The organism is Pantoea sp. y20 (assembly GCF_054903455.1).
This window is the reverse complement of sequence record NZ_CM142816.1, coordinates 3327983-3350515: the sequence shown is the minus strand read 5'-3', so window position 1 is coordinate 3350515 and position 22533 is coordinate 3327983. Positions and strand designations below refer to the sequence as shown.

18 protein-coding genes are annotated in these 22533 nt (G+C 57.7%); 14 read left to right on the top strand and 4 right to left on the bottom strand.

The annotated features are described in order from the left end of the window. Positions 1 to 69: 69 nt before the first annotated feature. A complete protein-coding gene (locus ACYAC5_RS15580; RefSeq protein WP_277974046.1) occupies positions 70 to 2832 on the bottom strand; it encodes an autotransporter domain-containing protein in 2763 nt (920 codons plus the stop codon). 554 nt (positions 2833 to 3386) lie between these two features. Here ACYAC5_RS15580 and prfB point away from each other — a divergent pair. The 9 genes from prfB to ACYAC5_RS15535 all read left to right on the top strand — a co-directional run bounded on the left by prfB (position 3387) and on the right by ACYAC5_RS15535 (position 11486). Beyond that, positions 3387 to 4485 (top strand): peptide chain release factor 2 gene (prfB, locus tag ACYAC5_RS15575; protein ID WP_110867985.1). Its coding sequence is split into 2 segments (ribosomal slippage): positions 3387 to 3461 and positions 3463 to 4485, totalling 1098 coding nucleotides; the frame shifts between segments, so codons are not numbered across the junction. Positions 4486 to 4494: 9 nt separating this feature from the next. Continuing rightward, positions 4495 to 6015, top strand: coding sequence for a lysine--tRNA ligase (lysS, locus tag ACYAC5_RS15570; RefSeq protein WP_210081702.1), 1521 nt, complete (start codon positions 4495 to 4497; stop codon positions 6013 to 6015). A gap of 250 nt (positions 6016 to 6265) precedes the next feature. Next, positions 6266 to 7117, top strand: coding sequence for a MurR/RpiR family transcriptional regulator (locus ACYAC5_RS15565; RefSeq protein WP_462061990.1), 852 nt, complete (start codon positions 6266 to 6268; stop codon positions 7115 to 7117). A 262-nt stretch (positions 7118 to 7379) separates the two neighbouring features. Beyond that, on the top strand, positions 7380 to 8216 hold the full coding sequence (locus tag ACYAC5_RS15560) for a transporter substrate-binding domain-containing protein (protein WP_101761967.1): 837 nt from the start codon (positions 7380 to 7382) through the stop codon (positions 8214 to 8216). A 2-nt stretch (positions 8217 to 8218) separates the two neighbouring features. Beyond that, a complete protein-coding gene (locus ACYAC5_RS15555; protein WP_101762022.1) occupies positions 8219 to 8851 on the top strand; it encodes a DUF1989 domain-containing protein in 633 nt (210 codons plus the stop codon). Further along, on the top strand, positions 8835 to 9482 hold the full coding sequence (locus ACYAC5_RS15550; RefSeq protein ID WP_210081700.1) for an urea carboxylase-associated family protein: 648 nt from the start codon (positions 8835 to 8837) through the stop codon (positions 9480 to 9482). Before ACYAC5_RS15555 ends, ACYAC5_RS15550 begins: the two co-directional genes overlap by 17 nt. Positions 9483 to 9485: 3 nt before the next feature. After that, complete coding sequence (locus tag ACYAC5_RS15545; RefSeq protein WP_192412037.1) at positions 9486 to 10136, top strand: amino acid ABC transporter permease; 651 nt, start codon at positions 9486 to 9488, stop codon at positions 10134 to 10136. Next, complete coding sequence (locus ACYAC5_RS15540; protein ID WP_101761970.1) at positions 10136 to 10801, top strand: amino acid ABC transporter permease; 666 nt, start codon at positions 10136 to 10138, stop codon at positions 10799 to 10801. The genes ACYAC5_RS15545 and ACYAC5_RS15540 overlap by 1 nt, the downstream gene beginning before the upstream one ends. A 13-nt stretch (positions 10802 to 10814) precedes the next feature. After that, on the top strand, positions 10815 to 11486 hold the full coding sequence (locus tag ACYAC5_RS15535; RefSeq protein WP_277974040.1) for an urea carboxylase-associated family protein: 672 nt from the start codon (positions 10815 to 10817) through the stop codon (positions 11484 to 11486). Between the two features lie 196 nt (positions 11487 to 11682). Here the strand turns inward: ACYAC5_RS15535 and ACYAC5_RS15530 are convergent, their stop codons facing one another. After that, on the bottom strand, positions 11683 to 12309 hold the full coding sequence (locus tag ACYAC5_RS15530) for a hypothetical protein (RefSeq protein WP_101761972.1): 627 nt from the start codon (positions 12307 to 12309) through the stop codon (positions 11683 to 11685). Positions 12310 to 12671: 362 nt separating this feature from the next. On the opposite strand from ACYAC5_RS15530, the gene ACYAC5_RS15525 reads away from it, so the two are divergent. Beyond that, entirely contained in the window at positions 12672 to 13835 is a 1164-nt protein-coding gene (locus ACYAC5_RS15525) for an MFS transporter (protein ID WP_462061989.1), read from the top strand. Here ACYAC5_RS15525 and ACYAC5_RS15520 read toward each other — a convergent pair. Continuing rightward, the gene (locus tag ACYAC5_RS15520) at positions 13832 to 14752 is read right to left on the bottom strand and encodes a LysR family transcriptional regulator (protein WP_192236479.1); all 921 of its coding nucleotides are present in this window, start codon (positions 14750 to 14752) and stop codon (positions 13832 to 13834) included. The two genes, ACYAC5_RS15525 and ACYAC5_RS15520, sit on opposite strands and share 4 nt — an antisense overlap. A gap of 110 nt (positions 14753 to 14862) precedes the next feature. Between ACYAC5_RS15520 and lysA the strand changes: the two genes are divergently transcribed. Together lysA and ACYAC5_RS15510 are read left to right on the top strand one after the other, a co-directional pair. Next, the gene (lysA, locus tag ACYAC5_RS15515; RefSeq protein WP_462061988.1) at positions 14863 to 16116 is read left to right on the top strand and encodes a diaminopimelate decarboxylase; all 1254 of its coding nucleotides are present in this window, start codon (positions 14863 to 14865) and stop codon (positions 16114 to 16116) included. Further along, positions 16116 to 16565, top strand: coding sequence for a GNAT family N-acetyltransferase (locus ACYAC5_RS15510; RefSeq protein ID WP_101761976.1), 450 nt, complete (start codon positions 16116 to 16118; stop codon positions 16563 to 16565). Before lysA ends, ACYAC5_RS15510 begins: the two co-directional genes overlap by 1 nt. Before the next feature lie 151 nt (positions 16566 to 16716). Here the strand turns inward: ACYAC5_RS15510 and galR are convergent, their stop codons facing one another. Next, entirely contained in the window at positions 16717 to 17718 is a 1002-nt protein-coding gene (galR, locus tag ACYAC5_RS15505; RefSeq protein WP_036649453.1) for an HTH-type transcriptional regulator GalR, read from the bottom strand. A 196-nt stretch (positions 17719 to 17914) separates the two neighbouring features. On the opposite strand from galR, the gene ACYAC5_RS15500 reads away from it, so the two are divergent. Both ACYAC5_RS15500 and ACYAC5_RS15495 read left to right on the top strand, forming a co-directional pair. Continuing rightward, positions 17915 to 20176 carry a molybdopterin-dependent oxidoreductase gene (locus ACYAC5_RS15500; RefSeq protein WP_462061987.1) on the top strand — a complete coding sequence of 754 codons (2262 nt, stop codon included), beginning with the start codon at positions 17915 to 17917 and terminating at the stop codon, positions 20174 to 20176. Between the two features lie 273 nt (positions 20177 to 20449). Further along, positions 20450 to 22180 carry a penicillin-binding transpeptidase domain-containing protein gene (locus tag ACYAC5_RS15495; RefSeq protein ID WP_101761978.1) on the top strand — a complete coding sequence of 577 codons (1731 nt, stop codon included), beginning with the start codon at positions 20450 to 20452 and terminating at the stop codon, positions 22178 to 22180. Positions 22181 to 22533: the final 353 nt, after the last annotated feature.

Sequence of the window (22533 nt, the reverse complement as noted above, 5' to 3'; positions counted from 1 at the left end):
GCGCCGCTACCTGTGCACGTATCCGTAGCAGCGCGATTTATCGCGCTCAGTTGACCGATTAAACGTTTATCAGAAACTCACATCCACACCGCCGCGCAGCACTTTTTCGTCACCGCGATCGGCGAAGTGCTGATCGGCGCGCAGGAACAGGCGCGCGCGTGACGTCTGCGCCACATCCAACCGCACACCTAACCACTGCGAACGGCGATCAAGCTGCATGCCGGGAATCGTGAAACGGTTCTGGTCATCGCCAAATCCGCCCCAGCGCGCGCTGACATCCATCGACGGATTGTTGAATGCGTACTGATATTCGCCATAAAGACTCAGCATGCTCCACAATCCAGCCGACCAATCCTGCCGTGCGCTGATACTCAAACCGCTATAACCGACGCTGCGTCGATAGCTGTCGCCGTCGCCGCTTAGACCAAACGCGCTGCCCTTATCCTCAAACGCACCGGTATCCAGCCCGGTTTCACGCCAGCCGAGATAGGGTTCGAGGCGATAATTCTCCTCAATTGTCCAGCGATAGCCGCTTTGCAGCGCCGCCTGCCAGCTGTTGCTGCTGGTGGTCGATGACACCGGCGAAGCTTCATCCAGCAACACCAGACGCTTTAACTCATCGCGACCATGTTGATAGCTGAGATTGCCCTGCAGATACCATGCTGGCGTCAAATCGTAGCGGCCATACAGCATCGCGCCTTGCAGGCGATTACGGCTGGTGCCGCCGCTTTGGTCGTAGGTTGAGTCGATCTGATTCTGCGTCCAGGCCACGCCCACACGCAGACCAGAAATACCCAAATCGCTATCCACGCCCAATGCGGTAAGCGTGTTGCGGTAATCGGTGCCGAGGTAGCCCGCCTGATCCAGTGAACCGCGCAGTTGACCGCTCTCCAGCCAGAAACCGTAACGATTGTCAGCGCTGGCATCGGCGATACGGTTACTCAACAGGCGGCTTTGATAATCCAGCGCGTTAAACAGTACCGCGTTGCTGGAAGCGTGCGCCTGACCGGAAAGTGAATTGATGGCGGCCTGCGCACTGCGGGCATCTGCCAGCGACTGAAACGCTCCTGCTGCGCCCAGCGCTGACTGCTGCGCACTGCTCAGTGAACCCTGTTGCTGCCAGCTGTCCGCTACGCTAAACGCCTGCTCCAGATTCGCGGCCGTTTGCTGAGTGCTGGCGCTGTTCATGCCCAGCGCTGCCGCTACTGCTGCGGTATTTTTACGCGTCAGCTGGCCAGTGACGCTGTTAGCGTTGTAGCTGACCGAACCATCAAGAAACACGCCAGTATTGACCTGGCTGAACTGACCGCTAACACCCGCATCGCTGGTCAGCAGCGTTTCCTGCTGTTTCACCACATAAGTTGATGAGGGGGGCGCGAGGTTCATCGTGCCGTCCAGCGTCGAGTGGCCCGCTACACGCAGCGGGCTGTTTAACGCGATATTGAGCACGCCATTACTGCGTTGCTGGTAATCGCCTTGCACCTGCAAACCGCCGTTGACCGTTCCCTGATTGAGTAAGCTGCCGCCAATCACACCGCTGCCACCTAAAGTGCCACTGCCGCTGACGTTGGCACTGCCAGCAATCGCACCCTCAATCAGCAACGTATTGGCGGCAACGCTGGTCTGGCCGAGGTAACTGTTGTTAGCGGTTAACCGTAGCACGCCGCCATTATTGGCGCCGTCGAGTATCAGGCCACGATCGCCGCTGATGGCATTCGAGAAGACATAGCTACCCGCATCCAGGCTGGCGTGAAAATCATTGGCCCAGAACATTGCCGGACCGTTGAGCGCTTTCGCCTGGTTGAGGTCGCCCCAGCCGAAGGTGTTGTTGTAAGGCCGCCCGTTGGCGCTATCCGCAGCGCCTGCGTAAGCATCACTGCGATAAGTGGCGGTGGTCAGCAACGTTTGCTGCAGGTTGTAGCCGCTCATCCACGGAAAGCGCTGCAACACTTGCGAAGCGGCCGCAGCGGCGCGCGGCGCGGCAAACGAGGTGCCGTAGCTGCGCGCATTCACCCAGGTACCATCGGCGTTCTGAAAGCGATAATCGGTGTATCCCGGTGCGCTCAGGCACCATGCCGCGGCGTTACCACAGGCATCAAACGGCCCGGTTAACGCCGCGCGGTTCGCCGTGTCGTATGAGGTGCTGTCCATCACGCCGGTAACGGCCAGCATATTCTTTTGCAACGCGCTGTCCTGATAAATCAGCGGCAGCTGCGCGTTAGGGGACGGTGTTGCAGTGCCGCCATTGCCGGTGATCACCACCGCCAAACCGTTAGCGGCCGCAATCTCACGCATGCTTTGCACCAGCACCTGATAGTGCGGCTGCGCATCGGATAGCGCCTGTGCGGAGGTTAAGCGCTCGTTGGAGGCATACGACATATTGAAAACCCGCACGCCCTGGCTCAGCAGGCCGCTCACCGCACGGGCGGTATCGTCGTATTGAAAGATATTGTTCTGCGATGCCTGCGCCACATACAGTGTGCTGCCCGGCGACAGGCCTAATAACGTCAGCGCCACCACGGTGCCGTGACCGTTAATGCCCTGATTATCATTCAAACTACTGCCGCCGCCGACGTAGCTGGTGAACTGCACGTTGGCGTAATTGATTTCACTGCGATCGGGCGATAACCCTGAATCAATAATGCCGACTTTGCTGGCATTGCCTGAAGCGCTGGGCTGAGCTGGCGTGGGTGTCTCAGGGGTGCCGGTGGTGGGCGAGGTTGCCGCGCTACCGCCACCTCCGCCGCCGCCACCGCCTCCGCAGGCGGTAAGTAACAAAGGCATTAACAAGGCAAGCAGGCGCGGTGAAGTGCGCAAACCGGGAATAAACATCGATACTCCTTCATGTCTCTCAGGACATGTTGTGCCCGCTCACGTTTACGGGCGCTGATTACTGTGTCATTCCCTGTCGAAGCTGCGCATTCCTGGCGATCGTGGTGACAAACGGTCTGGACGTCAGTGATGTCCATCGGGGGGATAGTCACTGAGCAAAATGATAAAAGGGCGCTAATAAATCGATAGGCTGAATATCAGCTGCTTAATGGCGTTATTTGAGACGTGTCTGCTTTCTTGCAGGAAATTTCTCACAAGACAATTCTTAATGATTTATCGTTATAAATCATGATCTTTAATGACGTCATCTGGCGCCAATTGCCTAATTTTTGCAGGAAAACTCCTAAGAAGGTTCTGAAGGCGAGGTATTTGCGGGGGTGTTTGGGAAAGCGTAGCGGGTAAAGCTTTCCAGAAGGATAAGAACTTTTTTTCTTACGGCGGAGGCGCGCTCACTCAGGCGGCGTGCAATGCTACAAAGTGCGCACACTTTCGGGTAAACTAGCGCGTTAGTTTTTATCTCCTTTCACCGAATCGTCAAAAAAGACTGAAAAGCCATGTTTGAAATTAATCCGGTCAAAAATCGTATCCAGGACCTCAGTGAGCGCAGCGACGTTCTTCGGGGGTATCTTTGACTACGATGCCAAGAAAGAACGCCTCGAAGAAGTAAACGCCGAGCTGGAGCAGCCTGACGTCTGGAACGAACCTGAGCGCGCGCAAGCGCTGGGTAAAGAACGTGCTTCACTGGAAGCGGTAGTGGAAACCTTAGATCACATGACGCAAGGCCTGGAAGATGTGCAGGGCCTGCTGGATCTGGCGGTGGAAGCTGACGACGAAGAGACTTTCAACGAAGCGGTTGCCGAGCTTGATGCACTGGAAGTGAAGCTGGGCGAACTGGAATTCCGTCGTATGTTCTCTGGCGAATATGACAGCGCCGACTGCTACATGGACATTCAGGCCGGTTCCGGCGGCACTGAAGCGCAGGATTGGGCCAGCATGCTGCTGCGCATGTATCTGCGCTGGGCGGAAGCCAAAGGCTATAAAACCGAAATTATTGAAGAGTCAGACGGTGAAGTGGCCGGAACCAAATCCGCCACCATTAAAATCATCGGCGACTACGCGTTTGGCTGGCTGCGTACCGAAACCGGCGTTCATCGCCTGGTGCGTAAGAGCCCGTTCGATTCCGGCGGCCGTCGTCATACCTCATTCAGTTCGGTGTTTATCTACCCGGAAGTGGATGACAACATCGATATCGATATCAATCCTGCCGATCTGCGTATCGACGTTTACCGCGCCTCCGGTGCGGGTGGCCAGCACGTTAACAAAACCGAGTCTGCGGTGCGTATTACCCACTTGCCGACCAACATTGTGGTGCAGTGCCAAAACGACCGTTCACAGCATAAGAACAAAGATCAGGCCTTCAAGCAGTTACGCGCCAAGCTGTACGAATATGAGATGCAGAAGAAAAACGCGGATAAGCAGGCAGCGGAAGATAACAAATCTGATATCGGCTGGGGCAGCCAGATCCGTTCTTATGTTCTCGACGATTCACGCATCAAGGATCTGCGTACCAGCGTAGAAACCCGCAACACCCAAGCGGTGCTGGATGGCGATATCGATCGTTTTATTGAAGCAAGTTTAAAAGCAGGGCTATAAGGAACCGACATGTCTGAACAACAACCGCAGAGCGCTGATGCCGCCCTTGAGTTAAACAACGAACTGAAAGCGCGTCGCGAAAAACTCAGCGCGCTGCGTGAAAAAGGCGTGGCGTTTCCTAACGATTTCCGCCGCGATACCACGTCCGATGTGCTGCACGCCAGCTATGACGCGAAAGAGAATGAAGAGCTGGAAGCGCTGGGCGTTGAAGTGAGCGTGGCCGGTCGTATGATGACGCGCCGCATCATGGGTAAAGCGTCATTCGCGACCCTGCAGGATGTCGGCGGCCAGATTCAGATCTACGTCTCACGCGACGATCTGCCAGAAGGCGTCTACAACGAGCAGTTCAAGAAATGGGATCTCGGCGATATCCTCGGTGCGCGCGGTAAGCTGTTCAAAACCAAAACCGGTGAGCTGTCGATCCACATCACTGAGCTGCGTCTGCTGACCAAAGCGCTGCGTCCGCTGCCGGACAAATTCCACGGCCTGGCCGATCAGGAAACCCGTTATCGTCAGCGTTATCTCGATCTGATCTCCAACGACGATTCGCGCAAAACCTTTAAAATTCGCTCACAAATCATGGCTGGCATTCGTCAGTTCATGGTTAACCGCGACTTTATGGAAGTGGAAACCCCGATGATGCAGGTGATTCCGGGCGGCGCATCTGCGCGTCCGTTCATCACCCATCATAATGCGCTCGATATCGATATGTACCTGCGTATTGCGCCAGAGCTGTATCTGAAGCGTCTGGTGGTTGGCGGTTTTGATCGCGTGTTCGAGATCAACCGTAACTTCCGTAATGAAGGGATTTCGCCACGCCATAACCCAGAGTTCACCATGATGGAACTCTATATGGCGTATGCGGATTACAAAGATCTGATCGAACTGACCGAAAGCCTGTTCCGTACGCTAGCGCAGGATGTGCTGGGCACCACGGAAGTGCCGTATGGCGAGCACAGCTTCGATTTCGGTAAGCCGTTTGAGAAGCTCACCATGCGTGAAGCGATCAAGAAATACCGTCCGGAAACTGACCTGAGCGATTTGGAAGACTTCGATAAAGCGGTAGCGATTGCCCAATCGCTGCACATCAAAGTCGAGAAGAGCTGGGGCCTGGGCCGCGTCGTTACAGAGATCTTCGAAGAGACCGCTGAAGCGCACCTGATTCAGCCAACCTTCATCACCGAATACCCGGCTGAAGTATCACCGCTGGCGCGTCGTAACGACGAGAACCCGGAAATCACTGACCGCTTTGAGTTCTTCATCGGCGGCCGTGAAATCGGTAACGGCTTCTCAGAGCTCAACGATGCAGAAGATCAGGCTGAGCGTTTCCTGCAGCAGGTGAATGCGAAAGAGTCTGGTGATGACGAAGCGATGTTCTACGACGAAGACTACGTCACCGCGCTGGAGCACGGCCTGCCGCCAACTGCTGGTTTGGGTATTGGTATCGACCGTATGGTGATGCTGTTCACCAACAGCCACACCATCCGCGACGTGATCCTGTTCCCGGCACTGCGCCCGACCGGTAAGTAGTATTTCGCCGCAGTCCCCCATCCCGGTCCGTGCTGGCTGTCCCCCTCCTCGGTCCTCCCCCATAAATGGGGGAGGAAGATGCTGCAAAATGTGAGTTCTGAAGCTGCATGTGGCAGCATCTCCTTCCCCCGATAGCGGGGGAAGGCCGGGATGGGGGACAGCCAGCACATTCTCCCCCCAACACAAAATTCCTGATGACAACCCGGCACGCTCTGTGCAGGATGGTTTTTTTCTTTTTCAGGGAATCACCATGAGTGCAAAAGCGGCAACGTTAGAGGGCCGGATTCGTCAGCACTGGGATCAACTCTCCAGCCACGAGCAGCGACTTGCCGATGTGCTACTCGCCGCACCAGGCCAGTTAGCCATGAACACCGCCACCGAACTGGCACACAGCGCGGGCGTGTCCAAAGCCACCACCACGCGCTTCTTCCGCCATCTCGGCTATGAAAGTTATGAAGCCGCACGTCGCCAGGCGCGTGACATGCAAAGCAGCGGATCACCGCTCTATCTGCAACCGGCACCCAGCGCGTCGCCGCTGGCGAGCATCATGCAGCAGCATCTGGAAAGAGAGATCGCCAACCTGGTCAACAGCTATCGCACGCTGGACAGAGAACAGCTGCAGCAGGCGGTCAGCGCCATCAGCCAGGCGCGACGCGTGGTGGTAATGGGCTGGCGCCACAGCCAAACCATCGCGCATCTGATCTATCGTGACCTGATCCATATTCACTCCGATGTGCGTCTGCTGCCGCGTCCCGGCGATTCGCTGGCGGAACATATAGCGGCGTTGACCGCCGAGGATGTGGTGATCTGCGTCGGTCTGCGTCGTCGCATGCCCGCGCTGGAGGCGGCGATGAACGCGCTGGCCGAGCGCAACGTGCCGATGTTATATATCGCCGACGTGCTCTCCGGCAAACCGGCGCGCCATGCGCAGTGGGTAATCCGCTGTCACACCGACAGCAGCCTGATTTTCGACAGCACCGCCGCGCTCTCTGGCGTGTGTAATCTGCTCTGTTCACTGGTGGCCCGGCAAATGGGTAAAGCCAGCAACGATCATCTCGCGCAAATCGAAGCGCTGCACCAATCCCTCGACGAACTGGAATAATGCGCCTTGCTGGCGCATTGTGCGCCAGAAAAATCACCAAAACGGTGCAATTCTGTCCAGTGCCCACCCATCCAATTATCCCCGTCTTACCGTGTGTGAAATCATAGAAACTAAAAATAAAAATTAAGAAACAAATGTTTCCATTTGATTTTATTAAATAAAATCTATTTTTTATCAGGTCTCCCTGCATGGTAGTGAAAAAGCTGGCACAAAATATGCTCAGTAGAAAATGACATTTCACCAACACCAGGGAAACACCATAATGAAAAAAACAGCACTGCTGATTGCCGCACTTCTCTCTGTCGGCACCATGGCGCAGGCACAAGCCGATACGCTGGCCGACATCAAAAGCAGCGGCAAAATTACCGTCGGTATCGATCCAACCTTTCCTCCCTACGAATACACCGATGACAAAGGTGAGATCACCGGTTACAGCGTGGCGATCATGCAATCCTTTGCCAACGATCTCGGTGTGAAACTGGAGTTTCAGAAAACCGCCTTCAGCGGCATTCTGCCGGGCCTGATTTCGGGCTCCTTCAATGCCGAAGGTTCATCCCTCAACGTCACGGCGGAACGCGCGAAGAAAGTGCTGTTCACCGTGCCGTACAGCAAAACCGTCAACGGCGTGCTGGTGCGTGAAGCCGAAGCGAAAACCTTCAGCGGCAAAACCCTGAGTCCGGAAAGCTTGTCGGGTCTGCGCGGTGCGGTGAAAACCGCCAGCGTGCCAGAGCAGCTGCTGAAGGGCTTCAATGAGCAGTTGAAGAAGGAGGGTAAAAAACCGATCACCATCATCAATGTCGATTCACTCGATCAAACCGTCAGCACCTTGATGACCAAACGCGCCGACTTCGTTTATGACGACATCTCGGTACTGGCGCCGGTAGCAAAAAAATATGCCGGCAAAGTGGCGCAGGTGGGCGAAGTCGGCCCGTCGCAGTGGATGGGCTGGGCGACTCGCAAAGAAGATGGCAGCCTGAACAAAGCGATTAGCGACCACATCCTGGCGATGCAGAAAGACGGCGAACTGACCAAACTGCAGCAGCAATATCTCGGCACCACCTTTACCGTGCCCGCCAGCGACTTCATTCCGCAGGAGTAATTATGTGCCAGTCCAACCTGACGGTGCCTGCCGGCTTTGGCAAAACCTTCCGCGTGCGCAAGGGCCAGTTTATTACCGTGATTGACAGCGAAGGGCAGCAGGCGGCCGATTTTGTCGCGGTGAATGCCGATGACCTGAACGAGAAGCTGTCGCCGGTGCACACGCGCCAACAGCTGCGCTCGCTGTTCTTTAAGCCGGGCGACGCGTTGTGGTCGAGTGAAAACCGCCCGATGCTGCGCATTCTTGCTGACAGCATCGGCATCCACGATGCCAACGTACCGGCCTGCGATCGCACCCGTTTCAGCATTGATTTCGGTGTCGAAGGGCATCGCAACTGCGTCGATAACCTGCTGGAGGGGATGAAGGCGTTTGGCGTCACCTACTTCTCGCTGCCGGAGCCGTTCAACCTGTTCCAGAACGGCCCGGTCACCGCCGATGGCCGCATGGAAGTGACCGATCCCAACAGCAAAGCGGGCGATAGCATCACCTTTGAAGCGCTGTGCGATCTGATCTGCGCGGTCTCATCCTGCCCGCAGGACATTATTCCTGGCAACGGCCTGCAGGTGACGCCAATCGACATCGTGGTCAGCGACCATTTTCACGCTCAGGAGATGAATCATGCTGTTAATGCGTGAAAATTATGAAGAAACCGCCGTGCGCACGCTGGCTGAACCGGTGCAGGTTGCAGCGGGCAGCATCGGTTCTATTCGCGTGCTGCGCGGTCAGTTGTTGCGCATCACCGCTCAGGGCGACGGCGCGGTGGCTTCGCTGTTTGGCTTTAACCTGGCCGATCCCGCCGTGTGGCTGTCGGTGCATCACACGCGGGTGTTTAGCAACAGCTACCTGCTCGGTTCCGGCATGCGTCTGGTGAACAACCGTCGTCGTCCGATGATGGTGCTGGGCAAAGACAGCGTGAAGCGTCACGACCTGCTGTTGCCGGCCTCCACCACGGCGTTTCTTGCTGAGCGCGGTTATCCGGACGAAGGTTGCCTCGATGCGCTGCGCGGCGAGCTGGCGCGTCTGGGCATGGTGGTGCCGAAGCTGCCGGATCCCATCAATCTGTTTATGCACGTCAAGCTGACGCGAGAAGGCGAGATTCTGCCGGAAACCAACCTGACCCAAGCTGGCGACAGCATTACCTGTCGTGTGGTGATGGACACGCAGTTCATCGTCTCCGCCTGTAACACCGGCATTGAGGGCAACGATCGTCCCGCGCCGCTGCTGCTGTCAGTGGCGGAAAACCTGCACGACTTTAACGCGGAGTAACGCATGGGGCTGGATCAACAGGTAGTGGCCGCGCTGCCGGAACTCGGACACGGCCTGCTGATGACGCTGGTGCTCACCGTGCTGGCGTCATTAGTCAGCGTGGTGATGGGGCAGCTCGGCTGCTTCCTGCAGCTGCGTCGAGCCTGGATCTGGCGCGCCATCGGGCGTTGCTATGTCAGCGTGATGCGCGGAACGCCAGCGATTGTGCAGCTGTTTGTGGTGTTTTTCACCTTGCCGCGGCTGGGATTGGGCGGTCAGCCGATGCTGGCGGCGGTGATTGCCATTGGCCTCAACAGCGGCGCGTACGTGGCGGAAATCCTGCGCGTGAATCGCAGCCTGGTGACGCGCGGACAGCTGGAAGCGTCGCGCACGCTGGGTCTGAGCCGCCTGCTGACGTGGTGGTACGTCATCAATCCCCAAGTGATGCGCGCCAGTCTGCCGATGCTGGTGAATGAATTCACCATTCTGCTGAAAACCACGCCGCTGGCGTCGGTGGTGGCGCTCACTGAACTGACCTACGCCGGACAGATCGTCATCGCCCGCACCTACGAAGCCACGCAGGTGCTGCTGCTGGTGGCGGCCGGTTATCTGCTGATCGCCATGCCGTTAATTGCGGCGGCGCGTCGTTTAGAAGCGAAGCGGAGGTTAGCGTAATGGATTGGCAGGCAATTATCACCTCTTTGCCGTCGCTCGGTGACGGCCTGCTCGCCACCTTGCAGCTTTGTCTGGTGGCGGCGCTCTGCTCGCTACTGTGGGGCGCGCTATTGGCCGTGCTGCTGATGCGTGCCTCGCGGTTCTGGCTGCGTTTGCTCAATCTTTACAGCGGCTTAACCCTCGCGCTGCCGCTGCTGGTGGTGATTTATCTGCTCTATTTTGTGTTGCCGGAATATGACATCACGCTGTCGTCGCCGGTGGTGGGCGTGCTGGCATTGACGCTCTACTACGCGCCTTACATTGCGCAGGTGATCCGCTCGGCGATTGATGCGCTGCCGCAAGGGCAGTGGGAAGCGTGCCGCGTGTTGGGCCTGAGCCGCAGCGAACAACTGCGTGACGTGGTGCTGCCGCAAACGCTGCCGCAGATGTTGTCGCCGCTGGTCGGGCTGATGATCGGGTTGATTAAAGACTCCGCGCTGCTGTCGATTGTCTCGGTGCAGGAGTTTATGTACGCCGCCAAACAGGCGATTTCGGATACCTACGCGCCGCTGGAGATCTATCTCACGGTGGCGCTCTGTTACTGGCTGCTCAACAGCATTATCGACTGGCTGGCGCGCGGCCTTGAATCTCGCATGACGCGCTATCGTCGTGCCATGCAGCATTAATCAGGAGAACAACATGTCGGCTGAATTTCAGCATCGTGAAGCGATGACCATCCCGGCGCGCTACGGCAAAGCGGTGCGCCTGAAGAGAGGTGAAGCGGTGCAGGTGATTAACCTGCACGGCACGCAGGTGGTGGATTGCTGGGCGTACAACGCTGAGGATGTGAGTGAATATATGTGTATGGAGGCGACGCGCGTGTGGAATCAGCGTCTCAATCCCAAAGTGGGCGACAGCTTTATCACCAGCCAGCGCCATCCGATTTTGACGCTGGTGGCGGATACCTCGCCAGGCGTGCACGACACCTTTATGGCGGCCTGCGATGCGCGTCGTTATGAGCTGCTCGGCTGCACCGAACCGCATCGCAACTGCCATGACAATCTGTTTGAAGGCATGCGTGAGCTGGGCGTGACGCTGCCGCATGGCAATCTGGCCTCGTTTAATATCTTTATGAATATTCAGGTGCAGCCGGATGGCATCACGCTGAAGACGCTGCCGGTGGTGACGAAGCCGGGTGACTATATTGTGCTGCGCGCCGAGATGGACTGTTTTGTGGCGTTTTCCGCCTGTCCGCAGGATATCGTCAGCATTCAGGGGCAGGGCGACAACACCCCGCGCGATGCCGAACTGCGTATCCTGACCAGCGGTTTCCCGCAGGTGCAGGTGCAGGGGGCGTGGGTTCCGGCTTGACTGTGCACGCTGTCCCCCATCCCGGCCTTCCCCCATGAATGGGGGAAGGAGACGCTGCCACATGCAGCTTCAGAACTATCATATTGCAGCATCTTCCTCCCCCATTTATGGGGGAGGACCGAGGAGGGGGACAGCAATCACCGACCGAGGAGGGGGACAGCCAGCACCGACCGAGGAGGGGGACAGCCAGCACGATCTAAGACTTCACCACCCCATCCAGCCACGCCTGAAACCGTGCGTACGGCACATACAGCGCCACATTCTTAAACAGCGTTTTGCCGCTTTTATTGTCATCAATCTGGCTGCTGTAACCGACAATCACCCCCGCCAGCGTATCATCGCTGGCGTTATACACCGCGCCGCCGGACATACCTTTCACCACGCCGGCATTGGCCGCCACCACCACACAGCTGGCTTTGTTCCAGTCATTCGCCAGCGTGGTATTGATCAGATTCTTGCCGCTTGACGCTACCGGCATCGCGGAAATAAAGCTGTAGCCATACAGATTCACGTCGTCGCCGATATGGCTATTGCGGAACGGCGGCGGCAAATTGGCTTCGCTGTTTTTATGGTACACCACGGCGATATCGCATTCGGGATGCCAGGCTTTCACCCGATAGAGTGAATACTTCGCCACGTGGGCCGCCGTCAGGCTGTATTCGGGCGTGAGAGGGATGGTGGTGCCAAGCGCACCAATGCCCAGCACCGTTGGAATGCCGGTGACGGTCATATCGACGCGTTTTGCTGCTTCTTTGCTGTATTCGTAATGCCCAACAGAGCAGCCGCTTAGGCAGCCAACCGTTAGCGCGATGAGCCATCGCATACGCTTTCCCCTCGATTTTTGACACCCCATAACCGGGCAATCCATTGAGGTATCGGCAGTGCACGTCCATCCTTTACTGTTTGATTTTGCGCCAAAAGCTGACTCACTGTGATAACGATCACATCCTTCTCAAGCGTAGCGCGGAAACCTCCATCTGTCTCAATGGTTAGTCAGTGACATTTTCGCGCGCAGGGATTATTGCTACAGGCGCAAAATAGTCTTGCGGCGCGCAGGGTGGTTGGCATGGAAGGGCTATGCTTTAATAACAATGTGACGCAGTTCAAATTTTAATAAGCGTCTGTTGTCACCGTACTGCGTTCGCAGTGCGGCCCGTCTGCAAAAAATTATTTGGAGAGTGTGTTATGCCTGTTGCATTACTGGCGCTGGCGCTGAGTGCGTTCGCCATCGGCACCACGGAATTCGTCATTATGGGATTGCTGCCCGAGGTGGCGGGCGATCTGCAAGTGACCATTCCTTCTGCGGGATGGCTGATCAGCGGCTATGCGCTGGGCGTTGCCATTGGCGCGCCGATCATGGCGTTGCTGACCGCCAAACTGCCGCGTAAACGTACTCTGATTCTGCTGATGATCATCTTCATCATCGGTAACGTGCTCTGTGCATTGGCCTACACCTACAACCTGCTGATGCTGGCGCGAGTGGTGACGGCGCTGTGTCACGGTGCGTTCTTCGGCATCGGTGCAGTGGTGGCGGCGAGCCTGGTCGCACCAGGTAAACAAGCTTCTGCCGTGGCGTTGATGTTCACCGGTTTGACGCTGGCCAACGTGCTCGGCGTGCCGCTCGGCACCTGGTTTGGTCAGATGTTTGGCTGGCGCGCCACCTTCTGGGGCGTGGCGATCATCGGCATCTTCGCCTTTATCGCGCTGATGGTGAGCCTGCCGACCAACAAAGAAGAGAAGCCGGTGCATCTGGCAAGTGAAATCAGCGCGCTGGCCAACGGCAAACTGTGGCTGTCGCTGCTGATGACGGTATTCTTTGCGGCGGCGATGTTTGCGCTGTTTAGCTACATTGCCCCGCTGCTGTTGCAGGTGACCGGTATCTCGGATCGGGGTGTTAGCTGGACGCTGTTCCTGATTGGCGCGGGTCTGACCGTCGGCAACATCCTCGGCGGCAAGCTGGCCGACTGGAAAGTGTCGTTCAGCCTGATCCTCAGCTTTGTGCTGATTGCGGTGTTCTCGCTGCTGTTCAGCTGGACCAGCCATGCGCTGTGGCTGGCGGAAATCACGCTGTTCCTGTGGGCGATGGCGACCTTCGCCACCGTGCCGGGCTTGCAGATTAACGTGGTGCGCCACGGCAAAGATGCGCCTAATCTGGTCTCTACGCTGAATATCTCCGCCTTCAACGTCGGCAATGCGCTCGGCGCGTGGGTCGGTGGCGCGGTGATCGAGAAAGGTTACGGCCTGACGTCGGTGCCGGTTGCCGCTGCTGCGCTCGCCGCGGTCGGACTGGTGATCTGCCTGATCACCTTCCGCAAAGCGGGCGCGCAGGGCGAAGCGGTCAACGCTTAAGCCAGCCGCTCGGCAATACGTTGTGGAAACGCTGCCACGTGCCGTTGCAGGTGGTCGCAGAAGTGATCGACCAGCGCCGAAGCCGGTCGATGCTGCGGCCGCACCAGACTGACGGTGAAGGGCACGGCAATACTGAAGCGACGCATCACCACACCGCTGTCGGCGTAATCCAGCGCCGTCAGCGGATTCACAATCGAAATCCCCACGCCCGCGCGCACCATCGCGCACACTGACGCCGCGCTGTGCGTCTCCAGCACCAGACGACGCTCCACATTCTGCTCATGAAACAGGGAATCCAGCAGCTGGCGATAGCTATCGCTGCGCGACAGGCTGACGTAGTTTTCACCGTGGAAATCCTGCGGCGTCAGCACCTCGCGCTGACACAGCGGATGCTGTGGCGGCAGCACGCACACTTCGTCACAGGTCAGCAGCGGCAAGCGTTCGGTGCCCGCCGGTGCGTGTTGGGTTTCGGTCAGGCCGAGATCGTAACGCTGTGCCGACAGCCACTCTTCCAGCAACGGCGACTCCTGCGGAATGATATTCAGGCTGACCTGCGGATAGCGCTGAAGAAAGGGCTGCAGCAGCGGCGGCAACAGCGACTGCGAAAACACGGGCAGGCAGGCGATCGACAATTCACCCTGACGAAACTGACGCAATCCTTCGGCGGCATCCATGATGCGATCTAGCCCGTACCACGAGCGCTGCACCTCTTCGTACAGCCGCAAGCCCTGCACCGTGGGCTGCAGGCGGCCGCGCACCCGTTCGAACAGCTGCAGGCCGAGCTGCTGCTCGAGGCGCGCCAGTTCGCGGCTCACCGTAGGCTGCGAAGTGTGCAGCAGCGTCGCGGCCTGCGTCAGGTTGCCGCTGGTCATCACCGCGTGAAAAATTTCGATATGTCGCCAGTTAATTTTTGCCATTGTCTCCTCCAGATAACTCATATCATATTTGTATAGACGTCGCTAAAACAGATATTTTTCTGAATTGATGCGCTGTGGCTAAATAGCCTCAATGACACAGGAGAATTGACATGCCACGCCCACTCAACAACACCGAAACCGCGTTAACTGCCGCCAACTTACTGCCGCTGGCGCAGCGTTATGCCGGCCCATTCTGGGCTTATGATGCGGCGATTATTCAGCAGCGCATTGCGCAGCTCGGCGCCTTCGACGTGGTGCGTTTTGCGCAAAAAGCCTGCTCCAACATCCACATTTTGCGTCTGATGCGCGCGGCGGGTGTCAAAGTCGATTCGGTGTCGCTGGGTGAAATCGAGCGTGCCATTGCCGCCGGTTATCAGCCGGGCGGCGAAGATATTGTCTTCACCGCCGATGTGTTCGATCAGCCAACCCTGACGCGTATCGCCGAGCTGAACGTGCCGGTTAATGCCGGTTCGGTGGATATGCTGCATCAACTGGGCGAGCTGTCACCGGGCCACGCGGTGTGGCTGCGCATCAATCCGGGTTTTGGTCACGGTCACAGCCAGAAAACCAACACCGGCGGTGAGAACAGTAAACACGGCATCTGGCACAGCGATCTGCCGCTGGCGCTGGCGGCGATTCAGCAGCACGGCCTGCGTCTGGTCGGCCTGCATATGCACATCGGTTCCGGCGTGGATTATGGCCATCTGCAGCAGGTGTGTGACGCGATGGTCGATCAGGTGGTGGCGTTTGGGCAGGATTTGGAAGCGATTTCTGCCGGTGGCGGTTTGTCGATTCCGTATCGTTTTGACGAGGAAGCCATTGATACCCAGCACTATTACGGCTTGTGGAACGGCGCGCGCGAGCGTATCGCTGCGCACCTCGGTCACCCGGTGAAACTGGAGATTGAGCCAGGCCGCTTCCTGGTTGCTGAATCGGGCGTGCTGGTGTCACAGGTACGCGCGGTAAAAGAGATGGGCAGCCGTCACTTTGTGCTGGTCGATGCCGGTTTCAGCGATTTGATGCGTCCGTCAATGTACGGCAGCTATCACCACATTTCCTTGCTGCCGGTCGATGGCCGCGCGCTGGGCGACGCCACCGTGGAGAGCGTGGTGGCCGGTCCGCTGTGTGAATCGGGCGACGTGTTCACGCAGCTCGAAGGTGGCAAAGTGGAAACCCGTGCGCTGCCTGTGGCGCAGGTCGGCGATTATCTGGTGTTCCACGATACCGGCGCGTATGGCGCGTCGATGTCGTCGAACTACAACAGCCGTCCACTGATTCCGGAAGTGCTGTTCGAGAATGGCGCGGCGCGTGAAATTCGTCGTGCGCAGACCATTCAGGAGCTGCTGGCGCTGGAGCTGATTTGATGAAGATCGTCGCGCTCAGCGAGGTGCCGCATCACGCCACGCAGATCACCGACTGGCTGTGGCAGGCGTTTGGTGACGGTACGTCGCGTGAGTTTTACCACAGCATTGTGCGCAGCAGCCTCAACGGCGCCGACTTTCCGGTGACCTTCGTAGCGCTCGACGGCGACATACCGCTCGGCACGGTGGGATTCTGGCGCTGCGATTTGATCAGCCGTCAGGATCTCACGCCGTGGGTGGCGGCGCTGTTTGTTGAGGAGTCCGCGCGCGGCAAGGGATTGAGCAAAGCGCTGCAGCAGCATGTGATCGATTTCGCGCAGCAGCGCGGTCATGACAAGCTGTGGTTATGGTCCACCTTTGGCGGCTATTACGAACGTTTTGGCTGGCAGTATCAGTGCGACGCGCTGGAGTTTCCGGATGTGCGGGTGAAGGTGTATTCGCGGGATTTGTGATGGGTGCGCTTTGTCCCTCATCCCAGCCTTCTCCCGCAAGCGGGAGAAGGAGCCGCCCGAGCAAGCTGTAAATCCGAGGTTCACTCCACCTAATCATTCCCTCTCCCGCTTGCGGGAGAGGGTTAGGGTGAGGGAAAGCGCGCACCAGGATTTAACCCGGCCCACTCACCGAATGCCGTCTTACCAGCGTGGGGCTAAACATATTGGTCACTTCCGGCATCTCGCTGCCATTGGCTAACGCCAGCGCCAGTTGCGCGGCCTGTTGTGCCATGGTGACAATCGGATAACGCACCGTCGTCAAACGCGGGCGCACATAGCGCGACACCAGCACATCATCGAAGCCAATCAGCGACATCTCTTCCGGCACGCGAATGCCGTTATCACTCAGCACCGCCAGCGCACCGGCGGCCATCGAATCGTTGTAACAGGCCACCGCCGTGAACTGCTTGCCGCGTCCCATCAATTCGGTCATCGCCTGCTCGCCGCCCACTTCGTCCGGTTCGCCCCACGCCACCAAACGGTCATTACACGGCAAACCGTGCTCTTTCAGCGCGTCGTAATAGCCTTGCAGACGATCTTCGGCATCGGAAATGGTGTGCGTGGAGCAGATAAAGGCGATTTGCGTATGGCCTTGCTGAATCAGATGACGCGTTGCCAGCCAGGCGCCGTAGCGGTCATCCAGCGCGATGCAGCGATGTTCAAAGCCTTTCAGCAGGCGATTCAGCAGCACCATGCCCGGCACCTGCTTCATCAGCATCTCTAAATCGTCGTCGGGGATTTTCTTGGCGTGCACCACTAAGGCGGCGCAGCGATGGCGCATCAGTTGCTCAATCGCCTGACGCTCTTTTTGCTCATTGTGGTAACCGTTACCAATCAGCAAAAAGTTGCCGGTCTGGCCCGCAACTTCATCCACCGCTTTGACCATCGCGCCAAAAAACGGATCGGAAACATCGCCCACCACTAAACCTAGGGTTTCGGTGGATTGCTGCGCCAGGGCGCGTGCGTTGGCGTTCGGGTGATACTGCAACTGCTCCATTGCCGCCGTAACGGCGAGGCGAGAACTCTCGCTGGCTTTGGGCGAATTATTGATGACGCGGGAGACGGTCGCAACCGACACCCCAGCCATTCGGGCAACATCCTTAATGGTAGCCATGCGATTATCGACATCCGGGAAAACGTTTACACATGCCACCAGTGTTACGGAAAACCCACCCTGTAGCAACCCGGCAGAATGCCAGCGCTGTCGCAAAAGCACGGAAAATCAGGCGCTCACAGCCGCGCTTTAGCTCGGTTACAGGCTCATGTTATGCTGCCAGACATAATCACACCTGCCTGCCGGACCAAAAACCATGAAAACTCGCGTGCCACACCTGGCGCACTGGGGCGCATTCACTGCCGTCACCGAAAACGATCGCCTGATTGGCTGTGAACCCTTCTTCGCCGATGCCGATCCCTCGCCGATGCTCAACACCATTCCTGAACTGGTCTATTCGGATAAGCGTATTCGCCAGCCGATGGTGCGCCGTTCATGGTTGAAGTCGCGCGAGAACAGCGATCGCACCTTGCGCGGTCGGGAAGATTTCGTGGCGGTGGATTGGGATACCGCGCTGGATTTGGTGGCGGAAGAGAATCGCCGCGTGCGCGATCGCTACGGCGCAGCGGGCATTTTCAACGGCTCTTACGGCTGGTCATCGGCGGGACGCGTCAACCACGCGCGCACGCTGATTCGTCGCTTCTATTTTCAGGGCGGCGGCGGCGTCGATCAGCAAGGTAACTACAGCTGGGGCGCGGCGCAGTTCTTCCTGCCGTACGTGATTGGCACCTACATGCCGCTCACCGGCCGCGTCACCGACTGGCCGGAAGTGGTGCAACACGCCGACATCTTTATCGCCTTCGGCGGCCTGGCGCTGAAAAACGCGCAGGTGGCGTCCGGCGGCGCAGGGCAGCACAGCCTAAAACCAGCGCTGGAGCAGCTCAGTGCCAAAGGCACGCCAATCATTAACATCAGCCCAATGCGCGATGACTGCCCGGCGTTCGTCAATGCCGAGTGGATTCCGATTCGCCCGAACACCGACGTGGCGCTGATGCTGGCGCTGGGTTTTGAGATCACCAGGCGTAACGCGCTGGATGAAAGCTTCCTCGCCAGCCACTGCACCGGCTGGCCGCAGCTGCGCGGCTATCTGCTTGGTGAAAGCGATGGCATCGCCAAAACGCCTGAGTGGGCCAGCAGCATTACCGGCATTCCGGCGGCTCGCATTGCTTTGCTGGCGCAGCAGCTGATCGGCAAACGCAGCTTTATTACCTGCTCCTATTCGGTACAGCGCGCCCATCGCGGCGAGCAGCCGTACTGGATGATGATTGCGCTGTCGTCAATGCTCGGTCAGCCAGGCTTGCCGGGCGGCGGTTTCTCCTTTGGTCATGGCTCGATGAACAGCGTCGGCAATCCGCGTCAGGATGGCCCGGCACCCATGATGAGCACCGGCCCGAATCCGGGCAATTTGTCGATTCCGGTGGCGCGCATCAGCGACATGCTGCTCAATCCCGGCCAGGCGTACGCATTCCAGGGTGAAACCCAGCACTATCCGGATATCCATTTGGTGCACTGGGCGGGCGGCAATCCGTTCCATCATCATCAGCAGCTCAATCGTCTGGTGGAAGGCTGGCAGCGCCCGGATACCGTGATTGTGCAGGATATCGTCTGGACGCCGGCGGCGCAGATGGCGGATATCGTGTTGCCCGCGACCACCACGCTGGAGCGCAACGACATCGGCGGATCGTCGCGCGATCGCTTCGTGCTGGCGATGCATCAGGCGATCAAGCCGCAGCATCAGGCGCGCAATGATTTCGACATCTTCGCTGATATCGCCGATCGCCTCGGCTATCGTGATGTGTTCACCGAAGGGCGCAATGAGATGCAGTGGATTGAGCATCTGTATCAGCAGTGCGCGGTAGCGCATGCGCGCCGCGATATTCCGTTCCCGGAGTTCGGGGAATTCTGGGAGCGCGGTTTTGTCGAGATTCCCGAAGGCGGCAAGCCGTTCGTGTTTATGGATGATTTCCGCGCTAACCCAGAAACGCATCCGATTCAAACCGCCAGCGGTAAGATTGAGCTGTTCAGCCAGACTATCGCCGATTATCAGCTGGAGGATTTCGCCGGACATCCCGAGTGGCGCGAGCCGCAAGAGTGGCTGGGCGCGCCGCTTAGCGCGCAGTTCCCGCTGCATATGATCTCGATTCAGCCATCCGATCGACTGCACAGCCAGATGGATGCCACCGCCACGGTGCAAGCCAACAAAACCGCCGGACATGAAACGCTGTATATGCATCCGCAGGATGCGGCAACGCGTGATATTCAGGATGGCGATGAGATTGAGGTGAGCAACGCGCGCGGGCGCATGCTGGCAGGGGTGCGCCTGACCGACGGCTTAACGCCGGGCGTGGTGATCATCGCTACCGGCGCCTGGTTCGATCCTGGATTTGGTCGCGCCTGGCAGCCGTGGGATCGCGCCGGCAACCCGAATGTCCTGACATTGGATATCGGCACCTCGTCGTTAACGCAGGGTCCTAACGCCATGAGTTGCCTGGTGGAAATCAAAAAACATCTGATGTGAATGGGCAACGAATAATCTCATCGCTGGTTACATTTTGCCGGTAACTGTTGCGTTTAGGCGATGGTTTCCCAGCGTGCCACCTTGCTACAGTCAGGGTCCCAGAGGTATTGATGGGTGAACATCAAAAAGTTTTCTTGATTACACCGACCTGCGCAGATGCGCAGGTTTTTTTTTGCTTAACGAATCGAAACACAGTTTTCCTGTCAACTCGCTTTACGTTTCTTTATAACTGCAAGCAATAAGCTTCAGATTCACTTACAGCAGCGGATTGCCATGCCTCAAATAAAAAAATTTCTGGGAAAAGACCAGATAAAAGCGCCCTTTAACCCGTTTCGTTTTCGCCTGATCTGCCTTGGCGTGTTCTGCTGTCTGGTGCTGTTGCTGATTTGCGTCGGTGACCTGCAGTTGATCAAACATCCGATGCTGGAGCACGAAGCCGATCAGCGCTCGCTGCGTACCGTGACGCTGCCGACCAACCGCGGCACCTTGCTGGATCGCGACGGCCAGGCATTAGCGCTGAGCGTTCCGGCGCGTGACATCATCGCCGATCCAATGCGCGTGCTGGAGGCAAATCCCGATTTCACCAGCGCCAAATGGGCTTATCTGGCGGCCGCGCTCAATCAGCGTCCGGAAGATCTGCGCGCGGCCATCACCGCCAACCCGAAAAAACGCTTCCTCTATCTGGGCCGCAAAATCGAACTCGGCATCGCCAAAGATATCGCCGAGCTGAAACTCAAAGGTATCAGCTCGGTGTATAACGACAGCCGCTTCTATCCAATGAGTGAAGCAGCTGCGCCGCTGATTGGCATTGTAGGGGCCGACAGCAACGGCCTGAACGGCATCGAGAAGGGCTTCGACCATGTGCTGCAGGGCGATCCGGGCAAAGAAGTTTATCGTCAGGATGGTGAAGGCAACATCATTGCGATGATCGATTACCAGCCGCCACAGCAGCCGCCAACCGTGCAGCTCAGTATCGATAAGTTCGACCAATTCACGCTCTACAGCAAACTGCGCGACGGCGTGCTGCTTAACAAAGCGGATTCGGGTGCGGCGGTATTGGTGAAAATCGATACCGGCGAGATTCTGGCGATGGCCTCTTATCCGTCGTTCAACCCGAACAACTATGAAAATGCCACGCCGGCGCAGATGCGTAACTCGGCGATCAACGACAGCTACGAACCCGGCTCCACGGTGAAACCGCTGGTGGTGATGGAAGGGCTGGAGCGCCATCTGGTGCGCGCCGATTCGGTGATCGATACCACGCCGTACAGCGTCAACGGCCACTTAATTCGCGACGTTGGCCACTGGCCACGCCTCACCATGACCGGCATTTTGCAGAAATCGAGTGACATCGGCGTCTCGCACATTGCGCTGGCGATGCCCGCTGAAGCGCTGGTTAATACCTATCAGGCGTTTGGCCTGGGTAAACCTACCGGGCTGGGATTGACCGGTGAGAGCGTGGGTTACTTCCCGCTGCACCGCGAGCGCTGGGCTGATATCGAACGCGCCACTTTCGCCTTTGGCTACGGCCTGCGCGTCACGCCGCTGCAGATTGCGCGTGAATACGCCACGCTCGGTTCGTACGGCGTTTATCGTCCACTGTCGATCACCAAAGTGACGCCGCCGGTGTTAGGCAAACAGGTGGCGAATCCGCAGGTGGTGCAAACCGTGGTGCATATGCTGGAGAGCGACGTACTGCCGGGCGGCACCGGGGTAAGAGCGGCGGTGCCGGGTTATCGTCTGGCGACCAAAACCGGTACCGCAGAGAAGATGGGCACCAGCGGCAAGTACGATGGCGGTTATATCAACTACACCGCCGGCATCGCGCCCGCCAGCCATCCGGAAGTGGCGCTGGTGGTGATGATCAACCATCCCACCGCGGGCGATCACTTTGGTGGCTCGGTGGCAGCACCGATCTTCGGCAACATCATGGGCCCGGTACTCAAGCACATGAACGTGGCACCAGATGCGATCTACAGTAAACCTTCTTCAGACAAATCTTAGTTAAATCAAAAGTGTAAGTGAGGTGTGGAGAATATTCACACCTCGTTTCACTTCCCCAAACACCGTTGCTTTTTGCACCTGTCTTTCACCAGCTCATCGGTGCGAGTATGGAGATCCCAGAGGTATTGATGGGTGTGAAACAAACTGCTTTGGTAGTACCCTGTTATTACACCGACCCACGCAGATGCGTGGGTTTTTTTTGCCTGTAATTTAGCTCCGAACTGATCATCTTAATTACTCACTGCCCGTAATTTGTTCTTTTCTTTTTTAAAAGCCATGCGAAGATTGTGCCTTAAGGTTTTTCACAGGATTCAAACGAATCGGTGCCGCCTTACATCACAGGATGAACGACA